This window comes from Spiroplasma endosymbiont of Melieria omissa (genome assembly GCF_964031175.1).
GTDB lineage: Bacteria > Bacillota_I > Bacilli_A > Mycoplasmatales > VBWQ01 > Spiroplasma_E > Spiroplasma_E ixodetis_A.
Genome location: NZ_OZ035012.1, coordinates 314,306 through 333,843, shown reverse-complemented (window position 1 = coordinate 333,843; position 19,538 = coordinate 314,306). Strand labels below are relative to the sequence as shown.

The 19,538-nt window shown below is 24.0% G+C and carries 26 protein-coding genes; 16 read left to right on the top strand and 10 right to left on the bottom strand.

The features are described from left to right. Nucleotides 1–2 precede the first annotated feature (2 nt). The 6 genes from ACQH26_RS02130 to ACQH26_RS02105 form a co-directional block, all read right to left on the bottom strand. A complete protein-coding gene (locus tag ACQH26_RS02130) occupies nt 3–1,037 on the bottom strand; it encodes a hypothetical protein (RefSeq protein WP_425382718.1) in 1,035 nt (344 codons plus the stop codon). A 116-nt stretch (nt 1,038–1,153) separates the two neighbouring features. Then, nucleotides 1,154–1,534 carry a hypothetical protein gene (locus ACQH26_RS02125; protein ID WP_425382717.1) on the bottom strand — a complete coding sequence of 127 codons (381 nt, stop codon included), beginning with the start codon at nt 1,532–1,534 and terminating at the stop codon, nt 1,154–1,156. A gap of 2 nt (nt 1,535–1,536) precedes the next feature. Further along, entirely contained in the window at nt 1,537–2,865 is a 1,329-nt protein-coding gene (locus ACQH26_RS02120; protein WP_425382716.1) for an Mbov_0396 family ICE element transmembrane protein, read from the bottom strand. A 60-nt stretch (nt 2,866–2,925) separates the two neighbouring features. Continuing rightward, nucleotides 2,926–3,715, bottom strand: a protein-coding gene (locus ACQH26_RS02115; RefSeq protein ID WP_425382012.1) for an IS5 family transposase whose coding sequence is annotated in 2 segments (ribosomal slippage) — nt 2,926–3,453 and nt 3,455–3,715 — 789 coding nt in all. Because the reading frame shifts where the segments join, the coding sequence is not laid out codon by codon here. Nucleotides 3,716–3,755: 40 nt separating this feature from the next. Further along, entirely contained in the window at nt 3,756–4,187 is a 432-nt protein-coding gene (locus ACQH26_RS02110; RefSeq protein ID WP_425382482.1) for an IS630 family transposase, read from the bottom strand. A gap of 164 nt (nt 4,188–4,351) precedes the next feature. Beyond that, the gene (locus ACQH26_RS02105; protein ID WP_425382715.1) at nt 4,352–4,588 is read right to left on the bottom strand and encodes an IS630 transposase-related protein; all 237 of its coding nucleotides are present in this window, start codon (nt 4,586–4,588) and stop codon (nt 4,352–4,354) included. 399 nt (nt 4,589–4,987) lie between these two features. On the opposite strand from ACQH26_RS02105, the gene ACQH26_RS02100 reads away from it, so the two are divergent. The 3 genes from ACQH26_RS02100 (at nt 4,988) to ACQH26_RS02090 (ending at nt 6,132) form a co-directional block, all read left to right on the top strand. Beyond that, nucleotides 4,988–5,134, top strand: a complete 147-nt coding sequence (locus ACQH26_RS02100) for a hypothetical protein (RefSeq protein ID WP_425383126.1) — start codon at nt 4,988–4,990, stop codon at nt 5,132–5,134. Nucleotides 5,135–5,243: 109 nt separating this feature from the next. Beyond that, on the top strand, nt 5,244–5,603 hold the full coding sequence (locus ACQH26_RS02095) for a helix-turn-helix domain-containing protein (RefSeq protein WP_425381863.1): 360 nt from the start codon (nt 5,244–5,246) through the stop codon (nt 5,601–5,603). Between the two features lie 40 nt (nt 5,604–5,643). Then, on the top strand, nt 5,644–6,132 hold the full coding sequence (locus ACQH26_RS02090) for an IS630 family transposase (protein ID WP_425381862.1): 489 nt from the start codon (nt 5,644–5,646) through the stop codon (nt 6,130–6,132). Here ACQH26_RS02090 and ACQH26_RS02085 read toward each other — a convergent pair. Both ACQH26_RS02085 and ACQH26_RS02080 read right to left on the bottom strand, forming a co-directional pair. Then, nucleotides 6,129–6,785 (bottom strand): hypothetical protein, encoded by a 657-nt coding sequence (locus tag ACQH26_RS02085; RefSeq protein WP_425382714.1) that lies wholly within the window; start codon nt 6,783–6,785, stop codon nt 6,129–6,131. The genes ACQH26_RS02090 and ACQH26_RS02085 overlap by 4 nt on opposite strands. Before the next feature lie 18 nt (nt 6,786–6,803). Continuing rightward, a complete protein-coding gene (locus ACQH26_RS02080) occupies nt 6,804–8,327 on the bottom strand; it encodes a hypothetical protein (protein WP_425382713.1) in 1,524 nt (507 codons plus the stop codon). Between the two features lie 702 nt (nt 8,328–9,029). On the opposite strand from ACQH26_RS02080, the gene ACQH26_RS02075 reads away from it, so the two are divergent. From ACQH26_RS02075 to ACQH26_RS02060, 4 genes are all read left to right on the top strand, one after another. Beyond that, nucleotides 9,030–9,632, top strand: a complete 603-nt coding sequence (locus tag ACQH26_RS02075) for a hypothetical protein (RefSeq protein WP_425382712.1) — start codon at nt 9,030–9,032, stop codon at nt 9,630–9,632. A 176-nt stretch (nt 9,633–9,808) separates the two neighbouring features. Beyond that, nucleotides 9,809–9,958: a hypothetical protein gene (locus ACQH26_RS02070; RefSeq protein WP_425382711.1), complete on the top strand. Its 150-nt coding sequence runs from the start codon at nt 9,809–9,811 to the stop codon at nt 9,956–9,958. A 22-nt stretch (nt 9,959–9,980) separates the two neighbouring features. Then, a protein-coding gene (locus ACQH26_RS02065; RefSeq protein ID WP_425381874.1) for an IS3 family transposase occupies nt 9,981–11,101 on the top strand; the annotation gives its coding sequence in 2 pieces (ribosomal slippage) (nt 9,981–10,251 and nt 10,251–11,101; 1,122 coding nt in all). A 9-nt stretch (nt 11,102–11,110) separates the two neighbouring features. After that, nucleotides 11,111–11,272 (top strand): hypothetical protein, encoded by a 162-nt coding sequence (locus ACQH26_RS02060; RefSeq protein ID WP_425382710.1) that lies wholly within the window; start codon nt 11,111–11,113, stop codon nt 11,270–11,272. Here ACQH26_RS02060 and ACQH26_RS02055 read toward each other — a convergent pair. Then, nucleotides 11,258–12,047 (bottom strand): IS5 family transposase gene (locus ACQH26_RS02055; RefSeq protein WP_425382012.1). Its coding sequence is split into 2 segments (ribosomal slippage): nt 11,258–11,785 and nt 11,787–12,047, totalling 789 coding nucleotides; the frame shifts between segments, so codons are not numbered across the junction. The genes ACQH26_RS02060 and ACQH26_RS02055 overlap by 15 nt on opposite strands. Before the next feature lie 260 nt (nt 12,048–12,307). Here ACQH26_RS02055 and ACQH26_RS02050 point away from each other — a divergent pair. After that, on the top strand, nt 12,308–12,733 hold the full coding sequence (locus ACQH26_RS02050) for a hypothetical protein (RefSeq protein ID WP_425382709.1): 426 nt from the start codon (nt 12,308–12,310) through the stop codon (nt 12,731–12,733). A gap of 10 nt (nt 12,734–12,743) precedes the next feature. On the opposite strand, the gene ACQH26_RS02045 is transcribed toward ACQH26_RS02050, so the two are convergent. Next, entirely contained in the window at nt 12,744–13,631 is an 888-nt protein-coding gene (locus tag ACQH26_RS02045; RefSeq protein ID WP_425382708.1) for an IS630 family transposase, read from the bottom strand. 522 nt (nt 13,632–14,153) lie between these two features. On the opposite strand from ACQH26_RS02045, the gene ACQH26_RS02040 reads away from it, so the two are divergent. From ACQH26_RS02040 to potA, 8 genes are all read left to right on the top strand, one after another. Then, complete coding sequence (locus ACQH26_RS02040) at nt 14,154–14,456, top strand: AEC family transporter (RefSeq protein WP_425382707.1); 303 nt, start codon at nt 14,154–14,156, stop codon at nt 14,454–14,456. Continuing rightward, nucleotides 14,434–15,270, top strand: a complete 837-nt coding sequence (locus ACQH26_RS02035; RefSeq protein WP_425382706.1) for an AEC family transporter — start codon at nt 14,434–14,436, stop codon at nt 15,268–15,270. The genes ACQH26_RS02040 and ACQH26_RS02035 overlap by 23 nt, the downstream gene beginning before the upstream one ends. Nucleotides 15,271–15,393: 123 nt before the next feature. Then, nucleotides 15,394–15,756, top strand: coding sequence for a hypothetical protein (locus ACQH26_RS02030; RefSeq protein ID WP_425382705.1), 363 nt, complete (start codon nt 15,394–15,396; stop codon nt 15,754–15,756). A gap of 204 nt (nt 15,757–15,960) precedes the next feature. After that, the gene (locus tag ACQH26_RS02025) at nt 15,961–16,620 is read left to right on the top strand and encodes an NAD(P)-dependent oxidoreductase (protein ID WP_425382704.1); all 660 of its coding nucleotides are present in this window, start codon (nt 15,961–15,963) and stop codon (nt 16,618–16,620) included. 258 nt (nt 16,621–16,878) lie between these two features. Then, the gene (locus tag ACQH26_RS02020) at nt 16,879–17,157 is read left to right on the top strand and encodes a hypothetical protein (protein ID WP_425382703.1); all 279 of its coding nucleotides are present in this window, start codon (nt 16,879–16,881) and stop codon (nt 17,155–17,157) included. 5 nt (nt 17,158–17,162) lie between these two features. Beyond that, nucleotides 17,163–17,300: a hypothetical protein gene (locus ACQH26_RS02015; protein ID WP_339039480.1), complete on the top strand. Its 138-nt coding sequence runs from the start codon at nt 17,163–17,165 to the stop codon at nt 17,298–17,300. Nucleotides 17,301–17,586: 286 nt separating this feature from the next. After that, the gene (locus tag ACQH26_RS02010; RefSeq protein WP_425382702.1) at nt 17,587–18,120 is read left to right on the top strand and encodes a helix-turn-helix domain-containing protein; all 534 of its coding nucleotides are present in this window, start codon (nt 17,587–17,589) and stop codon (nt 18,118–18,120) included. A 20-nt stretch (nt 18,121–18,140) separates the two neighbouring features. Further along, a complete protein-coding gene (potA, locus tag ACQH26_RS02005; protein WP_286640486.1) occupies nt 18,141–19,193 on the top strand; it encodes a spermidine/putrescine ABC transporter ATP-binding protein in 1,053 nt (350 codons plus the stop codon). Nucleotides 19,194–19,538: the final 345 nt, after the last annotated feature.

The following is a 19,538-nucleotide window of genomic DNA, read 5'->3' as shown; positions in this document are numbered from 1 at the left end:
TATTAAAAATTAATCAAAAAAGATTCTAAACAGGTTCTAAGATTTCCTAATCAACCATTATTAACAAAATAGGGATATGTTAAAACATTACTAATACTAAAAAAAGTATCATTTATTTTATAATAATTTTTATGAAATTCTATTTTACTGTTTTCAATAATATTAAAAATGTTTTGTTTATGGCTATAAGGTAAATAAAGTTGTTTAAATATTTCATTAATTTCAACATTATTAGTTATTTTTTCAAAAGATAAATTAGCAGTTTTTAAATATTGTTGATTTAATCCTACAATTTTTTCTATTTCTTTGATATTATCACCACTAACTACTAAATAGAAACACATTCTTTTAAATTCATTTTCTTTTTCTATTGAAATATCAATATTAACTTGTTCAGTTAATTGTTCAAATATTTTCACATAAGTTTGCTCATTAATTAATTTTTTTAAATATTGTTTTTCTCAATATTTTGATAGTTCTTTTAAATATTTAATTTGATTTTCTAAATTAAAAGATTTTTCAATTTTAATTAATTTAACATCAAAATTAATATTTTTTAAAAATTGTGAAAAATTATCAACACAATCATTAAATTCCTCACTTGTCATTAATGAAAAATCAAAACCTATAATTTCATAAATAACAATGTGTTTATTAAAATTTTGCTTGCTGTTAAAAATAATAATTTTTCCATTTTTATCAACAGTTAAAGGACAAAAATTTTTATTATTTTCATTTACTTTTTTAAATTTTTGTTTTTGAAAAATATATTTAAATATTTTTTGCAAATAATTATAAACCTTACCTTTTGTATTTGGTGCTGGTGCAATCAAAATTGCAAAAGAAATAAATAACAAAAAATCAACTGGTAAAAATATAAATAAATTTTTCACTAATATCGAAAATGTCATAGCAATAATTACAAAAATACAAAAAAGTAAAATTTCTACATATCCAATACCACCCATAGCTGAATAAAACTCATTTCGTACTGTATTTACAGATTTGGTGATAATTTTTTTATTTTCGTTATCCATTTTCATGTCTCCTTTCTTATATACTTAAATTAAAGCCATAAAGACTGTTTTTAGCGATGTTTTGATTTTGAATACTAAACCATTAATCAAACCTTAGTTATTAGACATTTTTATGTTTATTTTCCAATTTTATCTTTTACTTTTGATTTTTTATTATTATCTTCATTATCATTTATATTTTTTAGTTTGTTTGCTGATTTTTGAATATTATCAATTAAACTATCTTTAATATTTTCTTGTCTTTGTAGTTTTTCATTATCAAATTTCACATTTCTATTTTTTTCAATATGATTATGAAATTTTAATGCTAAAGATGTACCGCCGGTAATTGTTCCAGTAAAAGCTCCAACTAAAGCCCCAGTTGCAAGAACAGTTGACTTTAATTTTTCATCATGATTTTTAATTGCTGAATAACCATGTTTTACAATTCTTGAAGCACCAACAATTCCACCAGCAGTATTTACTATATTTGCTTTTTCGCCAAGGCTTCTTGACATAACTATTCTTTTTTTTTACTTCCCAATAATAAAGTACCACCGACAGTTTTAATTCCACCAGTAACCGCTTTCATACCAATAATAGTACTTAATCCTTCACTTAATGCCATATTATGATTACCTAAAACTCCAGCCAACATGCTTGGCGCTTTAATAACTGCTGTAACGCCCGCAAATAAACCAAGCAAAATAAATACTGGTCTTGAAGCAGTTGTAGGCATATTATTTGAAATTTTAGCAAACACACCTAAACTCGCAATAAAAATTGTATATGTTAAAAAAATAATGGCAATATTGATGAATCTTGCAATTGTTACTTCTTTTCAAGCACGAAATCTTTTCCCTTCATCTTCAATACATCATGCTATTGGTAAAGGTGATATACAAAATAAAATTAAAAGTTCAAAAGCATTTCATATCAACATAATACCAATTAAAAACATTGAATAGCAAACAAACAATTCAGCAATAATACAAATTAAATAACTAAAATTTGCACTATCTTCAAATCCTATTCATTTTGGTACTTCCTTAAAATCTTGTATTTTATCGGTAAATGAAGAATTAAAAACAGTAAGTCCTAAATCAGTTGTAGACAAATTACCACTTTCAGCAATAATTTTTGTTATACCAATAATTAAAGTATTTAAAATAATAAACATTATTGGAATAAATACAACTCCAATCAGAGCAAATAAAATGTTAGTTACTCCGCTTTTTAATTTTATTGCTTTAACATTATGCTTAGCATTCATTATTTCAAACATTTTTAAAGTAAAAAATAATGTCATTAATCCAATAGCAATACCACTAACAATTACAAATGGTTTTGGAACATTTAAAAATGTTGAATTATTACCAAATAAAAATTCAGTTAAAAGTCCGCCACTTGCCATATAAACAATAATCACTTGAAAAGAACTTAATACCCACAAAATAGGAGTAATAAATATAACATACAAAACTGCACAAACAGCTTCTAAAACTGACTCAACAAATCCTCCAACTAAATTTTTACTTTGTAAATCATTATTAATATTTAAATTATGATAATTTAAAAAATTACTTATGTGCAATAAATGGCCATTTGTAGGATTAAATCAATGTCATACAGCAAAAACAACAGCAAGTATAATAACTAAAATTAAAAATATTGGTAAAAATATAAAAGCAAAAGTTTTAAAAACTAATTTTGAAACTTTAACAAATATTTCTAATTCTTCAATTTGTTTTAAAACTTTTACATCTTTAAATTTACGATTTGCTTTCAAATTTCCTATTTTTGGAAAAATTCCCCTAAAACCTTTCTTTTCTCTTCCTAAAATAAACATAATAAATTAATTATACTATTTGTGGTAAAAGAATTAGCAATAGTATGCCTAAGAACCTGTTTAGAATCTTTTTAATAAAACTGAAATAAAGGAAAGAACAACCATTTGTAAACTAGTATTTAGTTTTCTTTCACAATTTTTTCATAATCTTCTGTATTTTTCTAATCAAGCAAAGCTTCGTTCTACAATTCATCTTTTTGGTAATACTACAAAAGTATGTAGTTCATTGCGTTTTATAATTTCAACATTTGCATTTATGATTGTTTTGATTTCAGAAGCAAATTTTTCACCAGTATAACCAGCATCTACTATTATTTTTTGAACTGCAGAAAGATTTTCTTTTTCATTTTCAATCATTATTATAGCGCTATTACGATCTGTTTTTTCTGCTGTGGTTATGTAAATTGCATGTGGTAAACCTTGAGAATCAACAATAATATGACGCTTTATTCCTGAAATCTTTTTACCAGCATCATAACCTTTATTTTCAGTAGTATCTGTATTTTTAACACTTTGCGAATCAATTATACAAAAACTAGTTTGTTCTTTGCGATTATTGTTGATACGAACTTTTTTAACCAATTTTTTTTAAAATTAATTGCCATACACTAGCTTCTTTACCGTTATTTTTACTTCAAATTTGAAAATAATAATATACAGTTTGTCATTTTGGAAAATTTTTTGGTAGCATTCTTCATTGACAACCACTTTTTAATACATATAAAATTGCACAAAATACTTCATATAAATCTAAACTTCTTGGTTTTGTTTTCTTTTTGCTATTTTCTAAAATTGATTTTATGTTCTCAAATTGTTCTTTGGTGACATGACTTGGATAATTTTTATGCATAATATATACCTCTGATTTTAAAATATATAATCATTTTACATTATTTTCGAAAAGATTCTAAACAGGTTCTTATATTATGTTTTATAGCAAATCAAAAATGTTCAATTGGATTTAAATTAGGAGAATATGGCGGAAGAAATAATAGTTTGCATCCAGCATTTTCAATTAATTGTTGTGTTAATTTAGATTTATGAAACGTTGCATTATCTAAAACTATAATTTGTCCACGCTTTAATACTGGAATTAGTTTATTTTTAACATATGATTCAAAAATTTTACTATTGCAATGTCCTTCAAATGCTCATAAGGCTTTTAATTTACCTTTATTTAGTGAACCAATTATACTCATTCTCTTTATTTTATATGCGGGTTTATTATCAAATAATCTTTTACCTTTTTCAGATCAACCATATTTATAAAATTCATTATCATCAATTCCAGATTCATCAATATATACTAAATCTTCATTCATTATTTTAGCTATTTCTTTTAAAAAATCTTCTTGTTTATTTTTATCTCTTTGTTCATATAGAAAAGTTTTTTTTATATGTATAATTTAGTTTTTTAAAATAGTTATAAACTGTTTCTTTAGTCATATTTCCAAATTTATCAATTACTTTTTGAACTGTAACATCTTTATTTTCTGCTAAATAATTTTTTTAATTCATCTAAATCCTTTATTTTGTGGCTATGTCCTTTTTGATAATTCAAAATTGGTTTTATATGCCCAGTTTCTTTTTTTCTTTTTCTTCATAAAAATAAAGTCTTTCTAGTGATATTGAACACTTTACAAATTTCTTTAATTTTCATATTTTTACTTTCATAAGCTTCTATTACTTTTCTTCGTAAGTCTTCACTGTATGGTTTTGGCATAATTTAATCTTCCTAATCTATTTTAATTATTGCTGAATTGTACTTTTAAATTCAAAAACTGCTTAAATTACATATTATTATTTTACATTATTTATGAGTAAATATTACTTTAGTTAGCTATAATTAGTGTCCAATAAAGTGTAACCCATCCACACTTTCTAAAATGTGATGATCATAACTTTTAAAAAAATTTAATCAAGTTGTTCTAACTTTATCTGTTGTTCATTTTATTGACATAATAATTTCTCCTCAAAATAATAAAAATTCCTATCAAAATAGAAACGTTTTTTAACGCGGTACCATCCTAATTCACTTACAAAGTAAATGCGGGTAATGTTTAGTAATCTGTGTAACTTACAAAAATAACTATGTTTAATTAATTCTAGTAAATATAATTAAATGACTAGAAAGAGTGAGTTACAGATGGCTAAAAAACAAAGTATTAATAATAATGATCCAATATCAAAAGCAGTAGATTTATTACTAGAAAATACTGAAGATTTAACAACAGTATTTAAAGAAGGAGGATTATATATAGCTAACTAAAGTAATATTTACTCATAAATAATGTAAAATAATAATATGTAATTTAAACAGTTTTTGAATTTAAAAGTACAATTCAGCAATAATTAAAATAGATTAGGAAGATTAAATTATGCCAAAACCATACAGTGAAGACTTACGAAGAAAAGTAATAGAAGCTTATGAAAGTAAAAATATGAAAATTAAAGAAATTTGTAAAGTGTTCAATATCACTAGAAAGACTTTATTTTTATGAAGAAAAAGAAAAAAAGAAACTGGGCATATAAAACCAATTTTGAATTATCAAAAAGGACATAGCCACAAAATAAAGGATTTAGATGAATTAAAAAATTATTTAGCAGAAAATAAAGATGTTACAGTTCAAAAAGTAATTGATAAATTTGGAAATATGACTAAAGAAACAGTTTATAACTATTTTAAAAAACTAAATTATACATATAAAAAAAACTTTTCTATATGAACAAAGAGATAAAAATAAACAAGAAGATTTTTTAAAAGAAATAGCTAAAATAATGAATGAAGATTTAGTATATATTGATGAATCTGGAATTGATGATAATGAATTTTATAAATATGGTTGATCTGAAAAAGGTAAAAGATTATTTGATAATAAACCCGCATATAAAATAAAGAGAATGAGTATAATTGGTTCACTAAATAAAGGTAAATTAAAAGCCTTATGAGCATTTGAAGGACATTGCAATAGTAAAATTTTTGAATCATATGTTAAAAATAAACTAATTCCAGTATTAAAGCGTGGACAAATTATAGTTTTAGATAATGCAACGTTTCATAAATCTAAATTAACACAACAATTAATTGAAAATGCTGGATGCAAACTATTATTTCTTCCGCCATATTCTCCTAATTTAAATCCAATTGAACATTTTTGATTTGCTATAAAACATAATATAAGAAAAATATTACCAAATTATTGACCAAATATTAAAAAAGCGATTGATTTTGTTTTTCAAGATATGAGTAAACATTACTTTAGTTAGCTATATTTTGATTGATTATTAGTATTTTTACTATAACTATAGTATTCATAGTTATCATATTTGTGCTTTTTTAAGAAATTATTAATGTATCTTTTAATAGTAAGATTTTGTTTATGATTATAACTATCATAGCTAATATGAGGTGTTTTTAATTGCATACATATTTGTAAATCATTATTAACATCAATTACTGTTTGATGAGGAAGATTATATTTTAAATCAATTGAGAAATTATTAATTTTTAAGTTAATAGCATCATTAATAATTTTTATACTTTGTTGATAATTAAATTTGTTATTTAATTGATTTTGAAAACTAATTATTTTTCAAATTAAACGATTAATTTGAAATTTGGACAATAATTGTAGAGTTGTGAAGTTAGTATTATTAATAGTACATTCAAAGTTGTATTCTTTGATAGTGGTTGTCAATGGTTTAAGTAGTATTAATAATTGTTCTAAAAAAATAATTGGTAAAACTGACTTATTTTTATTAGCAAGATAAATTGTTTTTAAGTTTAATTGGTATTTATTTATTATATTTGTTAATTCTTTTTTAATACTTTCTATAAAATAAGAATAGTTAGTATTTACTTCATGTTTAAAATTAGGTATTTCTATATATAAATGTTCAATAGTAGTTTGTGTATTCATAAATAAATGATACTATATTTATGTTCGTGCTTTTCAATGTTGTTCTTTTGCAATATTTTTATTTCCTTTTGAAGAAATTTTAGTTTTTCAAGAAGGGTAATTTTCACCTTTACTTTTTGCATTAACAATATTCATTGGATCTAGATTATATAATTCAGTTGTTCCTTGTTGACTAGTAGGACGATGTAGAACAATAGTTCAAGAGTAAGTTTCTAAGTTATCTGCTGCGCTATAATCAGTGGTAAATGAATCACGAAACATTCAAGCGCCACCATAATCTTTACGATATAATTTATCACTAACACCATCAATTATTTCCGCTTTTTCTCAAACAGCTTCAATTTGTTCTAATGTTCAATGGTGAGTAGTAACTTTTTGCACTTCGATTGTTTCTTTTTTTGTTTTTGTGTTTGTTTTCTCTATTATTGGTTGTGTTTCTTCAACAGTTATTGTTGTTGCTTGTTTATTAAAATTAGATGTTTCAGATTCAGAATAACTACTGTCTTTAACATCAAAACCACCTTGATTTTTTGGTTGGTAATTAGTTTCGGTATTAATATTACTTTCTGTTGTTGGTGATTTTGAATATATTGTTGTATCTTCTACACTTGTTTTTTCAACTGTTGGTTCTGAATATATTGTTGCATTTTCGATATTATCATTTATTTCTTCTTCATTTGTAATAGATTCGGATTTAAGATTAGTAAGAGTACCTGGTGTTGATGAAACAGTTTCAGCATGATAAGCACCTTGCGTTGGTGTTTGTGATAGTTCATGATTAGTATAATGGACAGTTGCTGTTGAAGGGTTAGTAATTATTTTTTCTTGTGTTAGATCTTGTTTAAGAACACTATTGTTAGTTTCTTGGTTTGCTATTTGTTGTTCTTCATTATTTTGAGGTACTGGTATTGGTACGACGTTAGGAAGCGTTATCGTATCATCAACTTCTTGTTTTGCTATTACTGTTTCTTGTTTTGCTTTTGGTTTAGCAATAGGCATTAATAGTGTATTTGATTTATATTTAGAGGTAATATTAATAATTAATCAGAGACTGTGGATTAATAAAAGTATTGCAAATAGCTCAGCCAACATTCATGGTAAAAAAGCTATTAGAAAGTTACCAGTTGTATTTATTATTTCGCCATCTTTTTTATTAGCTAAGAAAGTAAAAGTTTTAAATCTAAAAATAAAAAATACAATAAGAAAGATAACAAATATTGCTGAAAAAATAAAACTTATTAAACAAAAAAGTGCTGATACACTATTTTTAGTTTTTAAAAAAATAAAAGGTACGACTACTAATGCTAAAGATAAACCAGAGACTATAAAAACAATAATACTTATTATATTGAAACTGATTTGTAAATTAGAATTAGGCTGTTGTGGATTATTGAATCATTTAATATAGTTATCAACTGCATCTCGATCAATAGTTGCTCATAAACCCCAACCTATCATTAAACTTGTAGTAATTAGAAGCCCATTAATAAGAATTGTTAATTTGCTATATAGACCAATACGATAAATTTTTGGTTCTTTCATTGAACTAGAATTTATTTCCTCTATCATAAAAATACCCCAATCTATTTTTAATATACTTACTCTTTTTATAATTATATCAAATTAAAAATTAAGATAGTGTCGTGTAATTAATTGGACTGGAAAAATGAATAATATTAATATATTATTCTATTAATATTGGCTTTTTAAATAAAATGAAAGTGTTTTTATTAAGATGATAATATTTACTTACATTTTATAGTGTTAATAAAATTAGTAACAAGCATATTTATTGATAGACTAAAAAAATAAATTATAATTTTTATTAAATTAAAGTTTTAGAACCTGTTTAGGATCTTTTTAATAGAATTTAACTAAAACAAGAAATAATCATTTATAAATAGGTACTTAACCAATAATTTATTTTCTTTTTCATTTTTTTGTTAAAAAGATTTTATCATTTGAAAACTTATCGACTAAAAATCTATTTTTTATTATAAAATAACCATTATAATATAAATTTTATTAAAAATTAATCAAAAAAGATCCTAAACAGGTTCTTAGAGAAAAGGAAGATAAAAAGATATGTTAAATAAAACAATAAAATAAATAAAAATAATAATTTTCGAATAACTATGTTATTTAAATAATGAATTTATTAATAGTTAAAATATTAATTATTAATGGAGAACTTGGTCATATAATAAAATTAAATAAGATTATTAATTTGAATGGAGAAAATTTATGAAAAAAGAAAAAAGTCAAACAAAGATTAGTCATTTAGATAGATTAAAGTTAAAAACACCACCTAATAAAAAAGCAGCTGCGTTAAAAATACTTTGAGTAACAGCAACACAAGTATTTCGTAAAGAATTAACAACAGAAATAACTATTTCAAAGCAATTATTAGGATTAGAAAAAGAATGTTTACAATCAGTAGTATTGAATTGTATTAATAAAGATTCTAAGAAAATAATTTGAACTCAAAATATTTCTTTATCCATTGATGAACTATGTTTATCATTTGGTATGTATAAATTAAGTATTACTTTGAAAAATCTAAATAAAGAGGAATCTAATTATTCTGGTTTATTAAATACAAATGATAAATCCGAAGAAACAATAGTATATGAATTATTATTTGATGGAAAACGATTTAAAATAAATGATATTGAAAGTTCCAATATGAATTTGGCAGAAAGATTAAAATATAAAATTAATGAATTAGAAAGTAATTTAGAATGTGATAGTGATTTTGATGACATCGAAAAAAATGATATCAACGCAATTGATTTACAAACTCAATCATCAACAGTTAAATCTAAATTAAATTTACCAAACTTGTAAAAAATATTATATGGAAAAAAGATTTCAATTGAAATCTTTTTTTCTATATTTGTAAAATATTAAAAAGTTTATTGCATAATTTTAAAACTTTAGCAAAAATAAGTGTAAACTAAATAAACCTATTGTTTTTTATTTTTAAAATAATAGGTTTTTATTTAATAAAAGGGGGAATCAAAATGAGTTTACAAACAAAAACTATTATTGAAGAAGAATTAAGAAATGTAGCAGATTTAACATGATTTACTAAAAATTTTATTAGGTGTCATCAAAATTGGATGGGTTACACTTTATTGGACACTAATTACGTAGACAAGTGAACAAATTAGTTGAAAGAAAGGAACTATAATTATGGCCAATATTAATTCATATACCGATGAATTTAAAAAACAAATAGTAGCTTTATATCAAAGCGGCAAATCAGTATCTTACCTTGCTAAAGAATATAATGTTACAAGAGCAGCTACTTATAATTGAATTAAGCAATTTACTAATTCAGGTAGTTTTAAAGCTAAAGATAATCGTTCTGTTGAAGAAAATGAATTAATTAAATTAAGAAAAGAATTAAAACAATTACGAATGGAAAATGATATTTTAAAGCAAGCAGCACTAATAATAGGCAGAAAATAGAAATTATTACAAACAATAAGTTTAAATATAAAATTCGCACAATGTGTCATTTTTTAAAAATTTCTAAATCAACATATTATTTTAATTTAAAGAAAAAAGAAAATAAAATTCAAAATAATATTTATGATGAAGCTATTATTAGTGCTTTTAAAGAAAATAAATGTGTTTATGGAACAAGAAGATTAAAAGTAATATTAGAAAACCAAGAAATTTATTTATCAAGACGAAAAATTAAAGAAATTATGAATAAGCATAATTTAATATCAAAATACACTAAATTATCATTCAAAAATCATAATAACAAAGTAAATGATGAAAAAATCACTAATCTTGTGAATAAAAACTTTAATAATAGGCTTAAAAATGAAGTTATTGTCAGTGATTTAACTTATGTTCAAGTTAATGGTAAATGAAACTATATTTGCTTATTAATTGACCTATTTAACCGCGAAATTATTGGACATAGTGTAGGTACTAGAAAAGATGCCTTATTAGTACATCAAGCATTTATGCAATCAAATCGCTGTTTAAAAGATATTCAAATATTTCATAGTGATTGTGGTAATGAATTTAATAATAAAATTATTGATAAACTTTTACTAGCATTCAATATTACTCGCTCTTTAAGCAAAAAAGGTTGTCCTTATGACAATGCTGTTGCTGAAGCAACTTTTAAAACTTTCAAAACTGAATTTATTAATGATAAAAATTTTAGATCATTAATCCAATTAAAATTAGAATTATTTGATTACATCAATTGATACAACAACATAAGAATCCACAGCACTTTAAACTACTTAACTCCAGTTAATTATCAAAAACAAATGTCTACCAAAAAATAGTCCTAAAAAGTGTTGCCATTCCATGTTCAACAAATTAGACATTTACGTTATAAGCAATTTTTAAATGAAATTAAAAATAATGAAGAGCTTATAAAAAAAGAATCTAAACATACAACTATCATTAGAACACCATTTTTAGAATTTGTAAGAACCTGTTTAGAATCTTTTTAATAAAACTGAAATAAAGGAAAGAACAACCATTTGTAAACTAGTATTTAGTTTTCTTTCACAATTTTTTCATAATCTTCTGTATTTTTCTAATCAAGCAAAGCTTCGTTCTACAATTCATCTTTTTGGTAATACTACAAAAGTATGTAGTTCATTGCGTTTTATAATTTCAACATTTGCATTTATGATTGTTTTGATTTCAGAAGCAAATTTTTCACCAGTATAACCAGCATCTACTATTATTTTTTGAACTGCAGAAAGATTTTCTTTTTCATTTTCAATCATTATTATAGCGCTATTACGATCTGTTTTTTCTGCTGTGGTTATGTAAATTGCATGTGGTAAACCTTGAGAATCAACAATAATATGACGCTTTATTCCTGAAATCTTTTTACCAGCATCATAACCTTTATTTTCAGTAGTATCTGTATTTTTAACACTTTGCGAATCAATTATACAAAAACTAGTTTGTTCTTTGCGATTATTGTTGATACGAACTTTTTTAACCAATTTTTTTTAAAATTAATTGCCATACACTAGCTTCTTTACCGTTATTTTTACTTCAAATTTGAAAATAATAATATACAGTTTGTCATTTTGGAAAATTTTTTGGTAGCATTCTTCATTGACAACCACTTTTTAATACATATAAAATTGCACAAAATACTTCATATAAATCTAAACTTCTTGGTTTTGTTTTCTTTTTGCTATTTTCTAAAATTGATTTTATGTTCTCAAATTGTTCTTTGGTGACATGACTTGGATAATTTTTATGCATAATATATACCTCTGATTTTAAAATATATAATCATTTTACATTATTTTCGAAAAGATTCTAAACAGGTTCTAAGAACTATTACAAATCAAAAACAAGATAATATTACAGAAGAAGTACAGGATAAATATTGAATTTTTAAAAGGTTTATATGAAAGATTTTTCATGGTTTAATATTTTTTATTGCGTGGGGTGTCACATCTCCTATTGCTAAAATAATTATCACACCAATAATTAGTACATTTGTTGTGTCAAGTGCTATTATGGGTTGATTACCTTTTACTATTGCTGGTATTGTTGCTGGTATTTGTTACAAAATTTTATGTGAATGTGCTAAAAAATTAAGACCAGTAATGTCTTTAAATGTAAAAGACAAGTATCAACTTGAATTAGAACAAAAAATAAAAGAACTAGAAAATAGATCAAATAATTTAGAAGAAGAAGTTCAATATTTAAAAGACATATCTTTAAATTCAAAAGAAGCAATAGAAAAAAGAATTTTAAACTGTTTGCTACAAACTAGGGAAAAAAATGAATCAAAAACTTTTAAAACTTTAAAAAAAGAAATAATAGAAAATGCAATTAGAGAAAAAAAGGAAAAAATTCAGGAGTCTTTAAGAACAATTAATCAATCAATGAAACGAAAAATGACAAGAAAATATTGCATTTTCAAAATATTTAGAACCTAAACATATATAGCTAACTAAAGTAATGTTTACTCATATCTTGAAAAACAAAATCAATCGCTTTTTTAATATTTGGTCAATAATTTGGTAATATTTTTCTTATATTATGTTTTATAGCAAATCAAAAATGTTCAATTGGATTTAAATTAGGAGAATATGGCGGAAGAAATAATAGTTTGCATCCAGCATTTTCAATTAATTGTTGTGTTAATTTAGATTTATGAAACGTTGCATTATCTAAAACTATAATTTGTCCACGCTTTAATACTGGAATTAGTTTATTTTTAACATATGATTCAAAAATTTTACTATTGCAATGTCCTTCAAATGCTCATAAGGCTTTTAATTTACCTTTATTTAGTGAACCAATTATACTCATTCTCTTTATTTTATATGCGGGTTTATTATCAAATAATCTTTTACCTTTTTCAGATCAACCATATTTATAAAATTCATTATCATCAATTCCAGATTCATCAATATATACTAAATCTTCATTCATTATTTTAGCTATTTCTTTTAAAAAATCTTCTTGTTTATTTTTATCTCTTTGTTCATATAGAAAATTTTTTTTATATGTATAATTTAGATTTTTAAAATAGTTATAAACTGTTTCTTTAGTCATATTTCCAAATTTATCAATTACTTTTTGAACTGTAACATCTTTATTTTCTGCTAAATAATTTTTTAATTCATCTAAATCCTTTATTTTGTGGCTATGTCCTTTTTGATAATTCAAAATTGGTTTTATATGCCCAGTTTCTTTTTTTCTTTTTCTTCATAAAAATAAAGTCTTTCTAGTGATATTGAACACTTTACAAATTTCTTTAATTTTCATATTTTTACTTTCATAAGCTTCTATTACTTTTCTTCGTAAGTCTTCACTGTATGGTTTTGGCATAATTTAATCTTCCTAATCTATTTTAATTATTGCTGAATTGTACTTTTAAATTCAAAAACTGTTTAAATTACATATTATTATTTTACATTATTTATGAGTAAATATTACTTTAGTTAGCTATAAAAAAAATAAAAGATGTTTTTACTGAAAATAAAAAAGAAAAGTATCAAATTGAATCCGAAGAAAAAGCAAAAGAAATATGATCAGAATTTCAAGAATGAAAAAATAAACTAAAAGAGTTAGAAAAAGAAGCTAGTGAAATTAGAGCAAATGGATTTATTCTAAAAGAAGATAATAGACAAAAATCAGCAGCTAGAACTATGAAAAGAATGGGTCTATAACTTTAAAAAAATATTACAACTTTAATTTACCAAATTTATTATTCTATACACAATATTGAAAATTTGGTAAATTAGTTTTATTTTTTATTTGAAAGTTATATAATAACACATAAGTAGTTACAAAATACTTAGATTTTAGAGAAAGGAGAAAGTATTAAAGAAGGGAGAAATAGAAAGAAATATGCAATTTTATTTACAAGCTGATGTTGGTCAAACTGTTATAAATACATTAAAAGCTTGAGGATTTTGAAGTGCAATTTTAGCAACGATATTTGTAATTTTTTTAGGTTGATTTTTAACGAAGAGAGGGACATTTAAAAAAGACTGAGAAGCAGTTTTAATTAAAATTGTTATGGTTGTTGGTTTACCATCTTTAGCTTTTGATGGTTTTATGACAAATACAACAACAGAGCAAGTTAAAACGCAAGTTGCAATTTTACTAGTTGGTTTTTTTATTCTATATGATACTGGGAATAGTTGTTAAATATTTTTATATTAAATATGATAAGGATATTCAAGATACATTAGCAATGTGTACTGTATTTGCTTCGACAACATTTTTTGGAATTCCTGTAGTAATAGCACTATTTGATAATGGAGCTGCCACTTTACCGGCTAATATTTTTAATATTCCATATCGAATATTTTTATATTCATTAGGGTTTATTGTAATGAGCAAACCTATTAAAGCAGCAGTAGTAACAAAAGGACAAACTGGTGCTGATTTTATTGTTGATACAAAACTAAATACTGATGGATATGCACAAATTAAATCAGAAATGAAAGTAATAAAAAGAGAAAATTTAATAAAGAATGTAAAACAGATTTTTTTAAATCCAATTTTAATTGCAACTATGATTGGATTTATTTTTTGAGTTACACAATTAATTCTTGGAATTGCTATTGTTCCTGATCAAAATGATATTACTAGTGGTCAATATTTTTCACCATTACGATTAGACAATACATTTCCACCATTATTTAAAGTAACAAAAACTTTAGAGGCATTATGTACGCCATTAGCATGGTTGGCAATTGGAATTACTTTAGCAAAAGGTAATTTTAAAGATGCTGCACAAGATAAAAAAGTATGATTTGGAATGGTAATGAAAATTATTTTTGCACCATTATTTGGATTAGCATTAGTTTGTGCGGTTGCGGCAATTGGAAAAGAAACCGGAGCATGAAAATTAGATAGTGTTGGATTAGGCGTTATTGTAATTATGTTAGCAGCCCCCCAGCATCAGTTATTGTTGCCTATTCAATTGCTTATAAAAACAGCCATTGTTAACAAGTAATTTAACATTAATTGCTACATTATTTTCAATTATTTCATTACCATTTTGAGTAATTATTACTACAGCGATTGGCGCAACACCGTTATTTAGTTAAAATATAAACAAAAGAAAGGGAATAAAAATATGGCGAAAAAAATTAAAATGGTTTGTTATGGTGTTCGTAAAACAGAAAAGCTTTTTTTTGAAACATTAAATAAAAATTATGGATATGATTTAACGTTAATTGAAGAGTATTTAACAAAGGATAATATTGAAACGGCAAAGGGACATGAAGCAGTAATGGTTCGTGCTAATTGTGACTGTTATGAGCAAAATTTATTAAAAATGAAAGAATATGGCGTTAAATATTTATTAACTAGAACTGTTGGTTATAATCATATTGATTTAAAAAAAGCTCATGAATTAGGTTTTGAAATGGCATATGTACCTGGTTATTCGCCCAATGCTGTTAGAACCTGTTTAGGATCTTTTTTGATTAATTTTTAATAAAATTTATATTATAATGGTTATTTTATAATAAAAAATAGATTTTTAGTCGATAAGTTTTCAAATGATAAAATCTTTTTAACAAAAAAATGAAAAAGAAAATAAATTATTGGTTAAGTACCTATTTATAAATGATTATTTCTTGTTTTAGTTAAATTCTATTAAAAAGATCCTAAACAGGTTCTTAGTGAATTAGCAGTAAGTATGGGAAACGGCTTACTTCGAAATTTATTTTATAGTGCTAATCATCAACAAAATCATAATTTTAAAATTGATGATTTTATGTTTGCCAAAGAAATTCGTAATTCAACAATAGGTATTATTGGAACTGGCCGTATTGGTTATCAAGCAGCTAAGGCATGACATGGAATGGGAGCAAAGGTATTAGGATATGATATTTATGAAAGTGATCAAGCAAAAAGTATTCTAACTTATTGTGATTTAAAAACTTTACTTAAAGAATCGGATTTAGTTTCATTACATTGTCCATATATTAAAGAGGAAAATTACCATTTAGTTGACAAGAATTTTTTAGCAAAAATGAAACCTGGATCAGTTTTAATTAATGTAGCTCGTGGTGAATTAATGGATTTACAAGCAGTTTATGATGCAGTTAAAAGTGGTCATTTAAAAGGTGTTGGTTTGGATGTTTTAGAAAATGAAAGCAAAGTTTTTTTCAAAGATTTTGCTGGAAAACCAACTCCCGATAATATTACAAATAAATTATTATCATTATATCCGCGTATTATTGTGACACCACATATTGGATCATATACTGATGAAGTTGTTAAAAATATGATTGAAATTACTTATGAAAATTTAAAAGTAATTTTATCTGGTCAAAAATGTAAAAATAAAATTTAATTTAATAATTGATTATAGTTATTTTACATACTGTATATGAAAAAAATAATATGAATTTTAATATATACTGATGTATTATATTATAATAACATCAAACTTAATATAAGTTTTTTACCTATTTACTTTAAAATAAAGTAAATAGGTTTTTTATTCTAAATTTCAAATAAGGAAGATTAAAAGATATGTCCATTATAGAAAAAAGAGAAAAATTAAATAATAAAGTAAAAAAATAATGTTACTCCCATTGAACTTATTGCAGTGGGTGCTGCAGCGGGTAGCACTATTGGAGTTATTACTGGTGCTGCAAAAGTTGTTGGTATTGGTGTTGCGGCTGTTAATTTAGTTGCTTCTACGGTTGCTAATGTTGTTACTGGTGATGATGGCGGTGATGTTGCTAATGTTGCTACTAATGTAGTCTCTATTACTTGTGCAGCCGGAGGAGTTGCTATTCTTGGTACTCCTACTATTATTGGTTTAGTTGCTGGGAGGCTGCTGTTAGTGCCATTAGTGGTGCTATCGGTGGTGGTTTTGAAATAACTCAAATGTTAGCAAAAAAAGATGATGAAAAACAAGAAGAGCAAAAATTAGATTTTGAAGGTTCAAAAAAAATTATAAATTCAAATTTAGAAAATTTATATTCTTCAACAAGTGTATACAATTCTAATACATCAACAATGTAAAAGGTAATTTATTAAAACACATTAATTTCTTCTTTACTAAAAAATAAAATATATTTTTTAAATTTATTACTTTAAAATAAAGTAATAAATTTTATTTTAATTTTATAGTAGAAAAATGAAAAAATTATTCTTTTTATTACACATTTTTACACTAATAATTTTATATTTATTTTATTTATTAAAAATAAAATAAATAATTGTTTTTTTAAAAAAATATTATATAATTTTATTTGTATTATTTAACTTAAAGTTTAGTATAAATAAACAAAAGGAGAAAATAATCAATATGAAAATTGGAAGAAAGTTAAAAACTTTAAGATTGAAACATAATTTAACTATGGAAGAGTTAGGGAAACGTTGTGATTTATCAAAGGGATTTATTAGTCAGTTAGAGCATGATGTTTCTTCACTCAGCATTGAAACACTAAAAAGTATTTTAGACATTTTTGATTGTCCATTATCAACCTTTTTTGCTGGTGAAGTAAAAGAAAAAATAGTTTTTAAATCACAAGATGTTACTGTTAGTGACGAAGAAGATTATCAAATAAAATGAATTATTCCTAATGCTCAAAAATTAACATTAGAACCAGTAATTTTAACTTTAAAACCATTTGGTAATTCAAATAAAATTCCGCCATTTCAAGGTCAGATCTTTGGATATGTATTAAGTGGAACAGTATTTGTTCATTATGGTGCAACGAGAGTAAAAGCAGTAGCTAATGAAGCATTTTATATTAAAGGTAATGAAAAACATTATTTAGAAAATCCCAATAATTCAATTGCAACTATTTTATGAGTTTCAAATCCGCCAATTTTTTAAACCATTTAAAGGAGGAAATTATGAGTGTAAATATTTTAGAATTACGTAATATTACCAAAGAATATGATGGTAAAGTTGTTTTAAAAGGAATTAGTTTAAATATTCATGAAGGTGAATTTCTTACCATTCTTGGTCCTAGTGGTTGTGGTAAAACAACATTATTAAGGATTATTGCTGGTTTTGAACAACCAAACAATGGTCAATTATTGTTTAAAGGCAAGGATTTAACTAAAATTCCAATTCATAAAAGAGAAATAAATACTATTTTTCAAAATTATGCTTTATTTCCACATTTAAATGTTTTTGATAATATTGCTTATGGTTTAAAGTTAAGAAAAATTGATCGTGAAAAAATCAAAAAAGAAGTTAAAAAAGCTTTAGATTTGGTTAAATTAAATGGTATGGAAGATAAAGATGTTAATGATTTATCTGGTGGTCAAAAACAAAGAGTAGCAGTAGCTAGAGCATTAGTTCTTAATCCTAAAATTTTATTATTAGATGAACCTTTTGCTGCTTTGGATTTGAAATTACGTCAACAAATGCAAGTAGAATTAAAAAAAATTCAAGAAGAAATTAATATTACTTTTATCTTTATTACTCATGATCAAGAAGAAGCATTTATTATGTCAGATCGGGTAGTTGTTTTAAATCAAGGTCAAATTCAACAAATTGGGACACCACAAGATATTTACAATGAGCCTGAAAATAAATGAACATCACAGTTTGTTGGTAGCTCGAATGTTATTGAAAATGGTGTATTTGTTAATGATTATTGTGTTCGTTTTGACGGTAAAAAATTTGCATGCTCTGATACTGGTTTTGGTGAACAAGAACGTAATATTGATATTGTTATTCGACCAGAAGATATTGATTTAGTTAATGCAGGTAGTGGTTTTTTTGATGGAACTATTAAAACTATTGCTTTTAAAGGATTATTATGAGAAATTGAAATTATTGCTAATAAACGCAAATGGATAGTTCATACTACTGATAATTTTGAAGTAGGTAACCGTGTTGGTTTAAAATGAAATGTTGAAGATATTCATGTTATGTGAAAGGAAATTGAAGAGTAAAATGAAAAATTTGTTTAAACGTAATATTAAAACACAAATTTTAAAATCACAAGATATGTTAGTTAATAATTCAAATCCAGAAAAAATTATTGATAATCAAAATAAAAAAAAGTATAGATTTAAAAAATGGTTTAAACTTAAAAAAAATAATGTTTCTTTACAAGAGGTAGCAAAAAATAAATCGAAAATGAAACGAGTAAAAAAGAAAAAAGCATTGTTATGTTGAAAAAAAACAAACCAAAAAATAAGTTTTATTAAAAATAAAATTAAAGATAAATCAGTAAATTTTGGTTTTAAATCATGAGTTACGCTTGCTTATCCATATTTATTGGTGATGGTAATTTT